This window comes from Phenylobacterium sp., from assembly GCF_004299445.1.
Taxonomy (GTDB): Bacteria; Pseudomonadota; Alphaproteobacteria; order Caulobacterales; family Caulobacteraceae; genus Phenylobacterium.
The window spans coordinates 205,594-220,588 of sequence record NZ_SCTC01000003.1 but is presented as its reverse complement, the minus strand read 5'-3'; the positions used below and the strand labels follow the sequence as shown (position 1 = coordinate 220,588).

13 protein-coding genes are annotated in these 14,995 nt (G+C 68.7%); 4 read left to right on the top strand and 9 right to left on the bottom strand.

Annotated elements, in window-relative coordinates; genetic code table 11:
• Positions 1-5: 5 nt before the first annotated feature.
• The 5 genes from phnK to phnG are packed head-to-tail and all read right to left on the bottom strand — an operon-like array spanning position 6 to position 3,916.
• A complete protein-coding gene (phnK, locus tag EPN98_RS01280; RefSeq protein ID WP_293359161.1) occupies positions 6-815 on the bottom strand; it encodes a phosphonate C-P lyase system protein PhnK in 810 nt (269 codons plus the stop codon).
• Positions 812-1,726, bottom strand: a complete 915-nt coding sequence (locus tag EPN98_RS01275; RefSeq protein ID WP_293359158.1) for an alpha-D-ribose 1-methylphosphonate 5-phosphate C-P-lyase PhnJ — start codon at positions 1,724-1,726, stop codon at positions 812-814. Before EPN98_RS01275 ends, phnK begins: the two co-directional genes overlap by 4 nt.
• Positions 1,723-2,826 (bottom strand): carbon-phosphorus lyase complex subunit PhnI, encoded by a 1,104-nt coding sequence (locus EPN98_RS01270; RefSeq protein WP_293359156.1) that lies wholly within the window; start codon positions 2,824-2,826, stop codon positions 1,723-1,725. Before EPN98_RS01270 ends, EPN98_RS01275 begins: the two co-directional genes overlap by 4 nt.
• A gap of 2 nt (positions 2,827-2,828) precedes the next feature.
• A complete protein-coding gene (phnH, locus tag EPN98_RS01265; protein WP_293359154.1) occupies positions 2,829-3,452 on the bottom strand; it encodes a phosphonate C-P lyase system protein PhnH in 624 nt (207 codons plus the stop codon).
• Complete coding sequence (gene phnG / locus EPN98_RS01260) at positions 3,449-3,916, bottom strand: phosphonate C-P lyase system protein PhnG (protein ID WP_293359152.1); 468 nt, start codon at positions 3,914-3,916, stop codon at positions 3,449-3,451. Before phnG ends, phnH begins: the two co-directional genes overlap by 4 nt.
• Before the next feature lie 167 nt (positions 3,917-4,083).
• Here phnG and phnF point away from each other — a divergent pair, with 167 nt between their 5' ends.
• From phnF to EPN98_RS01245, 3 genes are read left to right on the top strand one after another with little or no spacing between them, the layout of a single operon-like run.
• Complete coding sequence (phnF, locus tag EPN98_RS01255; RefSeq protein WP_293359150.1) at positions 4,084-4,785, top strand: phosphonate metabolism transcriptional regulator PhnF; 702 nt, start codon at positions 4,084-4,086, stop codon at positions 4,783-4,785.
• Entirely contained in the window at positions 4,782-5,948 is a 1,167-nt protein-coding gene (locus tag EPN98_RS01250; protein WP_293359147.1) for an alpha-D-ribose 1-methylphosphonate 5-triphosphate diphosphatase, read from the top strand. The genes phnF and EPN98_RS01250 overlap by 4 nt, the downstream gene beginning before the upstream one ends.
• Positions 5,945-6,667 (top strand): endonuclease/exonuclease/phosphatase family protein, encoded by a 723-nt coding sequence (locus EPN98_RS01245; protein ID WP_293359144.1) that lies wholly within the window; start codon positions 5,945-5,947, stop codon positions 6,665-6,667. The genes EPN98_RS01250 and EPN98_RS01245 overlap by 4 nt, the downstream gene beginning before the upstream one ends.
• Here the strand turns inward: EPN98_RS01245 and EPN98_RS01240 are convergent.
• From EPN98_RS01240 to EPN98_RS01225, 4 genes are all read right to left on the bottom strand, one after another.
• Entirely contained in the window at positions 6,651-8,960 is a 2,310-nt protein-coding gene (locus EPN98_RS01240) for a TonB-dependent receptor (protein ID WP_293359141.1), read from the bottom strand. The genes EPN98_RS01245 and EPN98_RS01240 overlap by 17 nt on opposite strands.
• Positions 8,961-9,178: 218 nt before the next feature.
• On the bottom strand, positions 9,179-10,534 hold the full coding sequence (locus EPN98_RS01235) for a DUF3526 domain-containing protein (protein ID WP_293359138.1): 1,356 nt from the start codon (positions 10,532-10,534) through the stop codon (positions 9,179-9,181).
• The gene (locus EPN98_RS01230) at positions 10,531-11,979 is read right to left on the bottom strand and encodes a DUF3526 domain-containing protein (RefSeq protein WP_293359135.1); all 1,449 of its coding nucleotides are present in this window, start codon (positions 11,977-11,979) and stop codon (positions 10,531-10,533) included. The genes EPN98_RS01235 and EPN98_RS01230 overlap by 4 nt, the downstream gene beginning before the upstream one ends.
• On the bottom strand, positions 11,976-12,704 hold the full coding sequence (locus EPN98_RS01225; RefSeq protein WP_293359132.1) for an ABC transporter ATP-binding protein: 729 nt from the start codon (positions 12,702-12,704) through the stop codon (positions 11,976-11,978). Before EPN98_RS01225 ends, EPN98_RS01230 begins: the two co-directional genes overlap by 4 nt.
• Positions 12,705-12,853: 149 nt before the next feature.
• Between EPN98_RS01225 and EPN98_RS01220 the strand changes: the two genes are divergently transcribed.
• Positions 12,854-14,932, top strand: a complete 2,079-nt coding sequence (locus tag EPN98_RS01220) for a TonB-dependent siderophore receptor (protein ID WP_293359129.1) — start codon at positions 12,854-12,856, stop codon at positions 14,930-14,932.
• The last annotated feature ends 63 nt before the right edge of the window (positions 14,933-14,995 follow it).

Sequence of the window (14,995 nt, the reverse complement as noted above, 5' to 3'; positions counted from 1 at the left end):
GACGCTCAAATCTGCAGGACGGAGGAGACGAGGAGCTGCGAGTAGGGGTGCTGCGGGTCGTCCAGCACCTGGTCGGTGAGGCCGGTCTCGACCACCTCGCCGCCCTTCATGACCATCAGCCGGTCCGCCATCAGGCGGGCCACGGCCATGTCGTGGGTCACCACGATCACCGCCAGCCCCAGGTCGCGGACCAGTTCGCGCAGCAGATCGAGCAGCCGGGCCTGGACCGAGACGTCGAGGCCGCCGGTGGGCTCGTCCATGAACACCAGTCGCGGGCCGTGGATCAGGTTGCGCGCCACCTGGATGCGCTGCTGCATGCCGCCGGAGAAGCGCCGCGGCTTGTCGTCGATCCGCCGGGTGTCGAGCTCGACGCGCTCCAGCCATTCGACCGTGGCCTGGCGCATCTTGCCGTAGTGGCGGCCGCCCAGGTTCATCAGCGGTTCGGCCACGTTGGCGCCGCCCGAGGCGCGCATGCGCAGGCCGTCGCGCGGGTTCTGGTGGACGAAGCCCCATTCCTCGCGCTGCATCCGGCGGCGGTCGGGCTCGTTGAGTGCGTAGACGTCGGTCAGGCCGAAGCGGGCGGTGTCGAACTCGACCGACCCCGAGGTCGGCGCAAGCCGGCCCGAGATGCAGTTGAGCAGGGTGGTCTTGCCTGACCCGCTTTCGCCCACGATGCCCAGCACTTCGCCGGGGCGCATCTCGAACGACACGTCGCGGCAGCCCAGGATCTGGCCGTACCACTTGGTCACGTTGTCGACCCGCAGCAGCGGGGCGGCCTGCATCTTCGCGAGATTGTTCGGCAGGGGGGCGTTCACTGCGCCGGCTCCTTCTCAGGCGTGGCGGCCAGCTGATGGTCGGCCATGCGACCCACGTGACCCTGGGCGCGGCGCTCGGCGCAGAAATGGCTGTCCGAACAGACGAACATCCGCTCGCCGGCGTCATCCAGCACCACCTCATCGAGGTAGGAATCCCTGGCGCCGCAGAGGGCGCAGTCCTCTTCCCAGGTCTGGGTCTCGAAGGGATAGTCCTCGAAGTCGAGGCTGCGGACTCGGGTGTGCGGCGGGACGGCGTAGATCCGCTTCTCGCGGCCGGCGCCGAACAGCAGGATCGCCTCGTTGTCGTCCAGCTTCGGGTTGTCGAACTTGGGGATCGGCGACGGGCTCATCAGGTAGCGCTCGTCGACCATCGTGGGATAGCCGACGGTCGAGGCGATGCGCCCGTATGTGGCCACGCTCTCATAGAGCGAAACGTACTGCAGGCCGTATTCCTCGTAGGCGTGCATGGCCCGGGTCTCGGTCTCACGGGGCTCCAGCCCGCGAAGGGGCTCGGGCTGCGGCACCTGGAAGACCAGCACTTGGCCGGCCTTCAGGGGCTGTTCCGGGATGCGGTGGCGGGTCTGGATGATCGTCGCCTCGGCGGTATCCTCGGTCACCGCCACGTCCGCCACCTGGGCGAAGAAGCGGCGGATCGACACCGCGTTGGTGGTGTCGTCGGCGCCCTGGTCGATGCACTTGTAGACATCGTCGGGACCGATGATGGCGGCGGTCAGCTGGATCCCGCCGGTGCCCCAGCCGTAGGGGACCGGCATCTCGCGCGAGCCGAAGGGGGCCTGGTAGCCCGGGATCGCCAGCGCCTTGAGGATGGCGCGGCGGATCATCCGCTTCGTCTGCTCGTCGAGGTAGGCGTAGTTGTAGTAGCGCTCGGGCGTATTGGACGCGGGGCTCATTCGGCGGCTTCCTTGAGGGCTGCCTCGCGATCGAACCATTCCCGGCGCAAGCGGCGGATGAGCTGCAGGTCGGCCTGGAAGTCCACGTAGTGGGGCAGCTTGAGGTGCTGGACGAAGCCCGAGGCCTCGACGTTGTCTGAGTGGTAGAGGACGAACTCCTGGTCCTGGCAGGGCGCGGCGACCTCGACCTCCTCGGCGTCGCGCAGCGCGCGGTCGACGATGGCCATGGACATCGCCTTGCGCTCGCAGTGGCCGAAGGTGAGGCCATAGCCGCGGGCGAACTGCGGGGCCGTCTCCATCCCGGCGGCGCCGGTCGAGATCATGTGGCACTCGGTCAGGGTCAGTTCGCCGATCTCGATGGCGAAGCCCAGCTCGTCGGGGACGAACGCGACGGCCACCTCGCCCAGCCGGATCTCGGCGCACAGCGGGTGGGTGTTGCCCCAGCCCCGCTGCGAGGAATAGGCAAGGCTGAGCAGGAAGCCCTCGTCGCCGCGGGCCAGGGCCTGCAGGCGCTGGTCGCGACCGGCCGGGAAGCTCATGGGCTCGCGGGTCAGGTCGAAGGGCTCGCCCGTGTCGGCGCTGGGAACGTCGCTCTCCAACAGGCCTTCGTGGTCGAAGACGCTCGCGATGGTGGCCATCGGATAGGTCTGGGGCTCCTCGGCCTCGACCGCCGCGTCCGGGACCATCCCGTCGGCCGCCAGCCGGAAGTCGAGCAGGCGGTGGGTGTAGTCGAACGTCGGGCCAAGGACCTGGCCGCCCGGGATATCCTTGAAGGCCGCCGAGATGCGCCGGCGCACCGCCATGGCGGCGGTCTCGACCGGCTGCGCGTAGCCGAAGCGGGGCAGGGTGGTGCGGTAGGCCCGCATGAGGAAGATCGCCTCGGGCAGGTCGCCGCGCGCCTGCTTCACCGCCAGGGCCGCGAGGTCGCGGTCATAGCAGGAGCCCTCGCTCATCACCCGGTCCACGGCCAGCGAGAGCTGCTCGCGCACCTGATCGGCGCCCAGTTCCGGCACGGCCGGATCGCCACGGCGATCTTCGGCCAGCCACCGATGGGCGTTGCTGATCGCGGCCTCGCCGCCTTTCACTGCCACATAGGCCATGGTCAGTTTCCCTTGATGGTGACGCGCGTGGAGCGCGGCAGGCCGGCGATCAGGTCGCCGGCGGCGAAGATCAGGTCGACGCCGAACTGGAAGCGGGCGTGATTGGCCTGGACCTGAGTCCAGAAGCCCGGCTCCAGCCCCGCCGGCGCCAGCGAGGTGCGGCCCTTGATGCCCGGCCCCTCCAGGGTCGCGCAGCGGCCGCCGACCAGGCCGGGCGTCTGGACGATCAGGGTCGTGGACCGGTCAGGATACTTGGCGTCGCCGGGATTGAAGGACGACAGCGGCGGGCAGGCCTGGGCGTCGACCACGATGGCGAAGGCGGCCTCGCCGGGCCTGTCCGTGAACGGACAGGCGCAGTGGAATCGCAGCCAGTCCGCGGCCGGACCGGTCCGCAAAACAGGATCCAGCCAGACCAGGGTCTCGAAGTCGAACAGGGTCAGGGCCACTGCGGCGGCGGCGCGTCCGAGGCCGGCCGGAGGCTCCGGCGCGAACGACAGGTCCTGGATCGTGCCCGGCCGCGCGATGGCGTCCATCACGCGCCGGAAGACAGCCTGCGAGTCGCGGGTCGGATCGGCGAAGCCGGGGGCGATCTCGGTGAGATCGAGAGGGGAGGCGTGCATGTTCATGCTGCGGGCCCTCGCGTACGGACCATGGTGAAGAAGTCGACCTTGGTGGCGGCGGCCTTGCGGGCGGCGGCGTCGCGGCGCTGCAGCTGGGCGGTCTCAAGCGGATCGACGATCCCCTCCGCCAGGGGGCGCAGGTCAGGCGACTGCATCATGGCGTCCACGACGGCTGCGATCTCGGCGTGACGGCGGTCGCGGCCGGCGACATAGCCGATACCCGTGACGCCCGTTTCCAGCCGCACCGCGGCGCGGGTCACGGTCATCTCGCCGACGTTGAACGCATCGCCCGTGCCGCCGGCGCGACCACGCACCATGACCATGCCGATCTCGGGAGCGCGCAGGACGCGGTAGCCGGGCTGTTGCGCCAGCCCGTCCCAGGCGGCGGCGACCTCAGCCGGCTTCGCCTTGGCCAGGACCGAAAGCCAGCGTTTCCGCGGCTCCGCCTCGACAACCGGGGTGGCTGGCATCTCCTGACCTCCAACAATTCTGCAAGTTGTTGTGTTGTTGCAAGTAGAGAGATACGAGTATCCGAATTGACGTGCAAATATTGGCTCGTGAAATTTCGACGACAGCAGTAAAACTTGTCTAGTTTGATGTCGTAAGATTGATAAACGCCGTTGGTAGGGTAGCGCTCATGACCCTCTGGCGAGAGATCTCACAGTCCCTCGAGCGCCGGATCCTGGCGCGCGAGCTCACCCCCGGCGACAAGCTGCCGACCGAGTTCGAGCTGTCGCGGCAGTTCATGGTCAACCGGCACACGGTTCGCCGCGCACTGACCGACCTGCAGGAAAAGGGCATCGTGGAGTCCACACAGGGCCGTGGCAGCTATGTGCGCCGCCCCTCGGCTCCTATGCGCCTGCAGCGAAGGCCGCGTTTCACCGAGCACGTGCGCGAGCGCGGGCGCATCCCGCGGACCGACACCATCAAGCTGATCGTGCGCCCGGCCGACACCAAGGTCGCCGTGCAGCTGGGCCTGCGCCCGGGCGAGCCGGTGGTCTACCTGGAGCGGCGTCGGTTCATCGACGGCGAGCCGACGGGTCTCAGCCAGCACCATTTCAGCCACGCCCGCTTCCCGGCCTTCGTCGAGACCTATCGTGCGCGCGGCACCATCACCCAGACGCTGATCGACTTCGGCGTGCCTGACTACACGCGCAGCCGCACCTGGATCTCGGCCCGACTGCCGTCGGCGCACGAGGCCGACATCCTGCAGGTGCCGCGGCATGTCCCGCTGCTGGTGCAGCGCTATCTCAACATCGACGGCCTGGGCCGGCCGCTGGAGTACGGCATCTCCCGCGCCGCCACAGAGGTCGAGATCGACTTCCCGGGGGTGGAATGAACAACGTGCTGGCGTCGCCCGCATCTGTGGCGGAGGCGTGCTTCCGCAACGCCATGGTCGTCACCCCCGACGACGCGTTCCTGGGCTCGGTTCAGGTCCGGAGAGGCTGCATCGTCGCGATCGATCGCGGGCCTTCGGCGGTGGGCGAAGACCTCGAGGGCGACGTCCTCATGCCGGGCGTCATCGATCTGCACACCGACAACCTCGAGAAGCACTTCTTCCCACGCCCCAACATCGACTGGAGCCCGGTCTCTGCGGCGGTGACGCACGACGGCTGCTGTCTGTCGGTGGGCGTGACGACGGTGTTCGACAGCCTCTCGATCGGTTCGTTCAACGCGGCGGCGTCCCGCAACCACGACAATCTCATCCGCCTGGCGGATGGCCTGGCCTCTGCGCGGGCCGCGGGCATGCTGAAGGCCGATCACCGACTGCACTGGCGCTGCGAGACGCCGGCCGACGACCTGCCGGACCGGCTGGAGGCCCTGGTCGGCCATCCCATGACGGGCCTGCTCTCGCTGATGGACCACACGCCGGGCCAGCGACAGTACCGCAATCTCGAGCGCTACCTGGCGAACTGGGCCGAGCAGGGGATGAGCTCCGAGGCCATGGACGAGCGCATGGCCGGCATCCGGGATCGGCAGGCCCGCAATGCCGACCGCAACCGCCGCCTCGTCGCCGAACTCGCGATCGCCCGCGGCCACCCGCTGGCCAGCCACGATGACGAGGACGTCGAGCACATCGACCTCGCCGCCGACCTGGGCGCCACCGTCGCCGAGTTTCCGGTGACTCTGGAGGCCGCGCGCCGCGCCCATGAGCGGGGCATGGTCGTTGTCATGGGCGGGCCGAACCTGATCCGGGGCGGCTCGTACTCGGGCAATGTCCCGGCGGCCGATCTGGCGCATGCGGGCCTGCTGGACGCCTTCGCCTCGGACTACGTGCCCCGCAGCCTGGTGGAGTGCGCCATAAAGCTCACGGCCCCGACGTTCGGCTGGAGCCTGGCCCAGGCCGTGTCGACGGTCACTTCCGCGCCGGCCCGCGCGGCGCAACTGCACGACCGGGGCGCCATCGCGCCGGGCCTTCGCGCCGATCTGCTGCGTGTGCGGATCCACGACGGCCTGCCCATGCTGCGCGGCGTCTGGGTGGAAGGAGCCCGGGCGGGTTGAGGCGCTTGCGCGTCGTCACGCTCAACACCTGGAAGAACGACGGAGACTATCCGGCGCGGCTGACCCGGATCGCGGACGGCCTGGCCGCGCTCGATCCGGACGTCGTGTGCCTGCAGGAGTGCTTCGCGGGGGGCGGCCACGATACCGCCCGTGTCCTGTCCGACGCTCTGAACCTGCAGCTCTACGCCGCGCCGGCCCGTGCGAAGGTCCGTGAACTCAAGGGCGCGGCAGTCGACAGCACGTCAGGCCTGGCGATCCTCACCCGCCTGCCGGGGCGGGCCGAAACCCTGGGGCTGATCAGCCACCCGACCGACGGCGAGCGGATCGCCCAACGGTTCACGACGTTCCGCCTGCGGATCCTCAACCTGCACCTCTCACACCTGCGCGGCGGTGCGGGGGCGGTGCTGCGTCGGCGCCAGCTCGACGAGGCGCTGGACTGGGCGCGGCGGGACAGGAGCGGCAGCCTGCTTGTGTGCGGCGACCTCAATGCCGGTCGGGGCGATCCGGAGCTCGCGCCGCTCAGGGCGGCGGCGGGCGATGAGCTGGGCTCGACGCTGCATGCAGCCGGCGAGGGGTGCGCCATTGACCACGCCATTCTGCTGGACCCGGGCGATCTGGACGTGAGCCGCCGGGTCCGGGCGTTGGCGACGCCCGACGGCGATGGCCGCTATCCCAGCGACCACGCCGCCGTCGTCGTGGACCTCAATAGCGGATCGTGAAGTCGATCCCGTAGCTCCGGGGATCGTTGAAGACGTTCGTCCGGAACCGCGAGGCTGTGCTGAAGCTCTGGGCGGTGGCGTGCTCCTCGTCGAGCAGGTTCCGCGACCACAGCGAGATGTCCATCTGGTGTCCGTCGGCCAGCTCGAAGTTCACGATGGCCAGCCGCGCATTGATATTCAGCGAGGCGTCGGTCTTGGGCGAGGTGATGGTGTTGTTGCCCGAGTTGAACCCGCCGGCCGCGGATCCGTCGATATGGAACAGGACCTCGAAGTTCTCCTGCGGCCAAGTGTAGTCGATCGCCACGTTGAGCGCGTTGCGCGGCGTGTAGATCACGTTCAGCGGCGTCAGGGCGTTGTTGAACGGGTTCACCGCCGGCGGAATGTGGGCGGTGGTGTAGGCGTAGCTGGTCTTGATCGTCAGGTTCTCGATCGGCGCGACCGTAATGTCGGCCTCGAAGCCCTTGATCTTGGCGACGCCGGGTACGTTCACCGTCTCGTTCACCGTTCGGTTGCTGCCGAGCACGATGGCGTTGCGGTTGAAGTCCACCTGCATGTCTTCGTAGTCGGTCTTGTAGGCCGCCAGGTTCACCCGGGCGCGGCGATCCCAGAACTCGGACTTCAGCCCGATCTCGGCCGACTTGATCACCTCAGGGCCGAACGGCCGGTAGGTGAGCGAGCGCGAGTTGGCGCCGCCGGCGCGGTAGGCGGTGCCGTACTTGGCGTAGGCGTGGACGTTCTCGATCACGTCGAAGTCGGCCGAGACGGCGGGGTCGATCCGGTCGTCCTTGAAGGTGAAGCGCGAACCATCCCGCAGGCCATTGACCTTGGTAAGCACTCCGCTGCGGGTGTCCTTGGTGTAGCGCGCGCCGGCGGTGAGGCGCAGGCGATCGTCCAGGATCGGCGGCGTCCAGGTGAACTGGGCGAAGGCGGCCGTGGAGCGCGCCTTGGCCTCGCTTTCGCGGTCCGGGAAGTCGAACTCGGCGCCCGCCCGCAGGCTTGGAAGCTGGGTGTAGCCCGTGCCCGTCGCGTTCCATTGCAGCGTGTTCGGGGCCCAGGCCTGGTCGCCGCCGGTCTCCTTGAAATAGTAGAGGCCGGCCACATAGTTCAGCCGCGGGATGGACCCCACCAACTGGAGTTCCTGGCTGAGCTGGTCCTGGTGCATCCACGCCAGGCTGTAGCGGGCGAACTGGGCATTGGGCGTGAAGGGATTGGAATGCGCGCCGGCCCCGTTGTCGTACTGGCTCTGCTTGATTTCACGGTAGGCTGAGATTGAGCGGATCTCGGTGTTTTCCCACGGCGTCCAGCGCAGGGTCAGCCGGTGGCCGTAGATGTAGCCCTCGCTCTCGGCCATCGGCACGCCGATGTCGGCCACTTCGGCGCGGTTGGTCTGCACCACCACCAGCGGTGAGAGGCGCGTGTTCGCGGCCACCTCGACCAGCTGCGAATAGCTGGGCGTCGTGTCGTCGTACGAGACGTCGTAGCCGTAGTCGGCGCTGAAGGTCTCGCTGGGCGCCCACTTGGCCCGTATCGCCAGGCCGCGGCGGTCAAAGGCGTTGAATCCCGGCTGGCCTTGGGCGGGGTTGTCCACCACGCCATCGCGCTTGGTGATCAGGCCGTCGATCTTGATCGCTACGCCGTAGAACGACGGCAGGTCGATGTGGGTCTCTGACGAGTATCCGTTGAAATTGCTGACGCCTGCGGTCTGGCGGAATTTGAACTCCCCCGACGGTTCGCGGGTGACGATGCTGAGCGCGCCGCCCGTAGCGTTCCGGCCGAACAGAGTGCCCTGCGGGCCCTTCAGCACCTCGATGCGTTCGATGTCGAACAGCGCCGCGCCCAGGCCTTGCGGGCGGCCCAGGTAGACGCCGTCGATGTAGACGCCGGTGGCGGAGTCCCGCGCCGGCTGGTTGGTGTCCGAGCTCGGGAACACGCCGCGGATGCCGATCGAGAACGCCGAGTTGCGACGCGCGAACTGCGCAATTCGCAGCGACGGCACTGAACCGTCCATCAGGTCGGCCAGGCTCTTGACCCGGCGGTTCGCCAGATCCTCGGCGCTTTCCACCGAGATGGCGATGGGGGTCTGCTGGAGGTTGGTCTCGCGCTTCTGGGCGGTCACGGTGACCTCGGCGAGCCCCACGCCGTCTCCGCTCGCATCCGCGCCGGCCGCAGCCATCGCCGCCTCTTCCGCGAACGCCGGCGCGCCGGCCAGCACCAGCGGCGCCGCCGCCACGCACGCCATGAGCTCCAGGCTGATGCGCCGCCGCATCGCCCCGCGAAGTGCCTTGCTGTCCATTGATCGCCCCCTGCTGATGTCGTCAGCCGACGGGCGGGCTAGTTAGGCTCCTGTGGTGTCACCCCCGCGCTAGTTCCATGAAGCCTGGGTGAGCGTCGGCGAACTTGTCTGTAGCGGCCCAGGCGGAGGGCGCTGTGTCCCTCGAGCGACGTCCCGCGGCGGCGGCATGGCGCGCGTAATGACCGGGCCCGGAGGCCGGGGACCGCAGGCCGGCGTCCTCAGCGCCTGGGGCGCCGGCTGCGCTGCATGCCGATGACCGCGGTCCCCAGGGTGACGATCAGAAGTCCCGCGAACAAGGCGGCCGGGAGCGTTCCGCCGTCGCCCTTGGCCCGAAACGCCGGAGCCTTGTCGAAATCCGCAGCGCCGAAGGGGGTCTCGTTGAACAGGTAGGGATAGTAGAAGCGGCGCAGGTCGGCATGGAACGCGCGGATGCGATCCTGATAGGCGATCTGCGCGGCCGGGTCGGTGTCCGCCAGGCGGTGCAGCGCGAGCTGGACGGCCACGCCGGGAAGACCGTAGCCCAGGCGCTCGCTCCAGGCCGCGCGCTTGAGAATGCCCGCGCGATAGTCGCGGGACATGCCGGCCACCGACTGGTCGCCCACCTGATGGAAGGCGAAATACCACTTCCAGTGGAAAGGCTGGATCACCGGCGCCGTTGCGGCCCATTCCGGATGTGTGGCGAAGAAGGCCTGCATGGTTTCGGCCTTCGGAATGTCCCAGGCCTTATGGACCGCCGTGCGCTGATGCAGGCTGAGTTCCATGCCCTGGCGAAGCGGAACCGCGGTGTTGATCGCCACATGGCCCACGGCGGGTGCGATGACCGTGAGCACGAGCCAGGTCGCGGCCAGAGTCATGGCGTTGGCCACGGAACTGCGCGTCATCCGCGCGACGACGAGGCAGAGCGCCGTCCAGAACCCGATGTAGCCCAGGATCAGCAACAGCACTGCCGCCGCCTTCCAGCCCGCGGTCCCCGCGATTATCGCGCCGGCTAGGAATGGCAATGCGAGCGCCAGCAGAAGCGCCGTCACCCTGACCCCCACGCGCGCCGCCCAGAGCCGCCGGGCGTCGCCGGCGGCGGCCTCCAGCGACTGCAGGCGACCCGCCTCGCGCTCACCGGACAGCAGGTCGTGGAAGAGGAGGATGGCGAACAGCGGCGTTAGGTAGACCAGCACGAACGCGTAGTCGAAGCGGCCTGGGAGCGAGGCTTCCGGGTTGCCGATATCGCCTTCGTAAAGCTGGGCCTCGAGGCCCAGCGCGCGGACACGGAGCAGGTACGGGGCGACGTCGCGCAAGCCGAGCGCCGCGAACGCCAGGTCCGACGGCGGGTCCCAGGTGGCGTGGAAGGTGTAGTACGCGGCGTTGCCGGCGTCCTTGTCGCGCGAAACCCAGTCGGAAATGGCCTGCACGTCGGCGGCCTGCTGGGGCGCGATCCGGCGGATGGCGTCGTTCTGACGAGCGACCTCGACCAGACCGGCCGCCGTGCCGGCCGCGGCGAGCAGGAAGAGGCCCAGCACTGCGGCCAGAGCGGCGCGGAGCCGAAGGAAGAGGCGCGCCTCGCGGAGGACGTCGTTCATGTGGCGCTCCGGCTGATGCGATGGGCAGCGAAGCCGGCGAGCAGGGCGGCGGCGGCGAGCCAAGTCGCGAGGACCACAAACGAAGGCGCAGCCCGCGCGAGAACGGCGCTCTCCGTGGGACGGCTCGGCCGGAACTCGGGCATCTTCCGCCAGTTTTCCGCGGAGATGCGGCTTCGGGCCTCGGCTGCCGCATCGCTGCTCTTCGCGGCGTCGTCTGCCGCGGTTACGGCGGTGGCCTGCAACAGGTTCAGACGCTGGATCAGGTCGTAGCGATATGCCTCGGCCTGTTCCATGAAGCGTCGATAGCCGGCGAGGTCGGTCTCGGCGGCGGTCATGGACAGGCGCCGGATCGCGATGGTCGGGCTGAGCGCCGACAACGCGTCCATCGTCGTGCTCTGGCGCGCCATGGCGCCGAAGGCGCTGTCTGCATACCGGTCGAAGAGGCTCGAGGTGAGCTTCTCGCCCTCCATGCCCAGGAGGCCGCGATAGTTGAGCGGCAGGTCCTCGACCTTCGTGACGCCGTACTTGGCGAGGGTCTTCCGCTTGAAGGCCGCGAAGTAGGGGTCGTCCGGATTGTGGCTGTCGCCCAGGCCGCGCAGGTCGCGTTGGATGGCGATGTCGGTCTCCACCCGCGTCGGCAGCGGATCGATCGCGATGGCCGCTTCTGGGGCCATTCTGGGGACGAGAAGCACTCCGAACGACCAGATGGCCACCAGCGCGATCAAGGCCGAGCGACTGCGCCCCGCCAGCGCCGAAACGGCCACGATCAGCACCACCCAGAAGGCAAGGTAGACCGCGTAGCCTCCCGCGCTCAGCAGGACCGCCGATCCCCGGGCCGGCCCGGACAGACTCAGCCACAGCAGAAGCGCCGCCGCCGGGGCGGCGATGATCAGCGCCGCGCCGCCCAGGGCCATCGCTTTGCCGACCAGCAGGCGGGGTCCGGAGGCGCCGGCGAGGAGGGCCTGGCGCAAGGTGCCGCGTTCGCGCTCGCCGGCGATCACGCCCGCGCCTATGAAGACCAGCAGCAACGGGGCCACGACCTGGAGCACCAGGGCCGGCGCCAGCTGGCCGAAGCGCACCAAGAGCGACGACTGCCGCGCATCGCCGAAGTTCGCGCTGTTCTGGCGATGACCCTCCAGGAAGATCATGTTGCCGGTGAACGCTTCCACGCCCGGGTCCATGGCTGCGAGGCCGCTGGCCGGGCGCACGGCGAAGTGCCCGGCGTGCACCACGCGGTGGGGATGGCGGTCGGGCTGGGACTCGAATTCCTCGTTCGCTGTGTGCTGCAGGCGTTCGCGCAAACCGGCCTGTTCCGCCTGGTAGGCGCTGGAAGTCAGGGCGGCGGTCAAGCTCAACAGCGCGACCAGCAGGATGCCGGTGAGAGCGACGCGGCTGCGCGCCAGATGGCGTAGCTCGTTTCGAGCAATGGTCAGGACGCCGCTCACGCCGCCTTCGCCCTCGTGAAGAGCGCGTGCAGGGCGCGCAGATCGAAGCGCTCCGGCCCGGCCGCCCGCGCCTCGTCGACGATGCGCCCGTGGTCCAGGAAGCCGATCCGGTCGGCGATGTCGGCCGCGCCGACAAGGTCGTGCGTCACGATCAGGATGGCAGCCCCTTCTGCGCGCAGAGTGGTGAGGAGCGCGTTGAAGTCGGCTGCGGCGCCCGGGTCGAGACCCGAGGTCGGCTCGTCAAGCAGGAGCACCGACGCCCGCCGCAGCATGGCGAGTGCGATGGCGGTCTTCTGGCGCATGCCCTTGGAGAAGCCTGACACCCGCCGCTCCCAAGCCTCTGCGGCGAGGCCGACGGTGCGGAAGGCCTCCTCGATCTCGCCGGGCCGGCGGCGGGCCCCGGCCAGATCGAGGAAGTAGGTCACGTTCTCGCGCGCCGAGAGATGTTCGTAGAGCGCCACGTTCTCGGGGATGTAGGCGATCGAGCGGCGCACCTCGACTGGCTCGTCGCTCGGAGCGTGCCCGCAGACCCGCACCTCGCCGGAGGTAGGAGCGACGAAGCCGAGAAGCGCCTGAAGGGTCGTCGACTTGCCCGCGCCATTCCCTCCCAGCAGCGCGTAGACCTCGCCCGCGCCGACGGACAGTGAGAGTCCGTCAAGGACGCGACGCTCCCCGTAGCGGACGACCAGGTCGTGGATCGCGACGGGCGGGGTCTCGGCTTGCATTCCGGCTCCTCGAAGTGGGCGGACGGATGCAGGAACGAGCCGTCCACTGAATGTAATGTTATATCATAACATTCTTATTGACCGGCCTTCAAGGCGCCGCTTATTCGTCCCTCGCCGGGTTCGGGCCGGTCGGGTGGGAGGTCGTAAGGATGCGTCGTCGTTCGAACTGGCGAGGACTGCTGGCGGGCGTGTCTGCCCTGTCGTGGGCGGGCGTCGCCCAGGCCGACGAGGCGGCCGACGTCGAAGCGGTGGTGGTGACCGGCTCGCGAGCCGCCAGCGCCAGCATCAACGGCCTGGACGTCGATACCCTGCGCCTTCCTCAGAGCGTGCGAGTTCTGGATGACGCGCTGATCGTCCAGGCCGGGATCGCGAACCTGTCCGACCTGTTCGACTACGCCGGCGGCATGGCGCGGCAGAACAGCTTCGGCGGCGCCTGGGACGCCTATGCGATCCGCGGCTTCTCGGGAGACATCAACCAGGGGCCGGACCTGCTCGTGAACCGGTTCACGGCCAACCGCGGCTTCAACGCGCGACGCGATGTGGCCACGGTCGAGGTCTTCCAGATCCTGAAGGGGCCGGCTTCAGCGCTGTCCGGCAAGGGCGAACCCGGCGGCTCCATCAATATCGTCACCAAGGCGCCGCGGGACACGGCCCACGCTTCGGCCGAACTGGCCTATGGCAGCTTCGACACCCGCCGCGGCGTCGCCGACATCGGGGGGCCGCTGGGCCATGGGTTCGCCGCGCGGATGATCGGCGTCTACCAGTCGACGGACGGCTGGCGCGACTTTGTGGACAGCGACCGTCTTCTGCTGGCCCCGTCGGTGTCCTGGGCGCCGTCCGAAGATCTGCGGCTGCTCTACCAGCTCGAGGTCAACAAGGTTCACTTCGTCCACGATCGGGGGCTGGTGGCGATCGCGGGCGACGGAAAGGCGCTGCCCCGCTCTCGATTCCTGGGCGAGCCGAACGACGGCAGCATGACCCAGGAGACGGTGCAGCATCAGTTCAGCGCCACCTACAACCTCAGCCCGAGCCTCGCGATCGAGGCCGGCGTGCAGTACCGCGACGGGAGCTTCGAGGGGCGATCCACCCACAACTCGGTGCTGGTCGGAAGCCAGCTCCGTCGGCAGCTCCGCGTCCACGACTACGACTGGGACGACCTCTCGGGTCGGGTCGAGGTCAGCTTCGATGGGAGCATCGCTGGGCTAGAGCACCAGCTGCGGGTGGGAGCCGACGCCTTCACCTACGATCAGAGCCGGGTCTTCTACCGGTTCAGTCCGACCGCCACGAACCCCTACGCCGTCGACATTTTCAATCCCGTCTACGGCCAGCCCAAACCCATCGCGCCGCTCAACCAGAACCTCCTGGAAGAGCTTCGCGGAGAGAGCCTGTACGTGCAGGATCTGGTCACGCTGAGCGAGCAGTTCACACTTCTGGTCGGCCTTCGCCAGGATTGGGTGCGCCAGACCAACACCAATTTTCGCAACGGCGTCGTGACGCGTCAGTCGCCGTCGCGCGCCTCCCCGCGAGCCGCGTTGACCTGGGCGCCGACCGAGAGCGTCTCGGTGTATGCCAGCTGGGGACAGTCCTTCCGCTACAACCAGGGCTCGGATGCTGCGGGCGAAGCTTTCGCCCCCGAGATCGGGGAAGCCTGGGAGGCGGGTCTGAAGTGGCGGATCGGCGGCCGGCTCGAGGGAACGGCCTCGGCCTTCCACATCGAGAAGGACAATGTCCTGGTCAACGATCCGGCAAACAGCGGTTTCTTCATTCCCGTCGGGAGCGCCCGCAGCCAGGGGGTGGAAGTCGAGGCGAACGCCACGCTGTTCGATGGGCTGACCGCCACGGCGGTCTATGCCTACACCGACACGAAGATCACGCGCGACACGCGCCCGGCCCTTGTCGGCAGTCGGCTGAGCAACATCCCGAAGCACTCGGGGGCGATCTACGCCAACTGGCGCTCGAACGGCTCGAACGCGGGCTCCGTCGGTCTCGGGGGCGGCCTCGTCTACGTCGGCAAGCGTGCGGGCGACGACATCAACAGTGGGTTCGAACTACCCGACTATGTCACGGCCCGGTTGAACGCGACCTACCAGGCCAGCGCGCGGGTCTCGCTGCACCTCGACGTCGAGAACCTCTTCGACGCCTACTACCTCGAAAGCTCGTTCAGCAATGTCTGGATCGCCCCTGGCGCGCCGAGAACGATCATGGGGCGTGTGCGGGTCAGCTTCTGAAAGCCGCGCCATTCCGGCGTCCAGCACCGGCCATCCACGTGGCGCCGCGACGAGTTCGCCGCC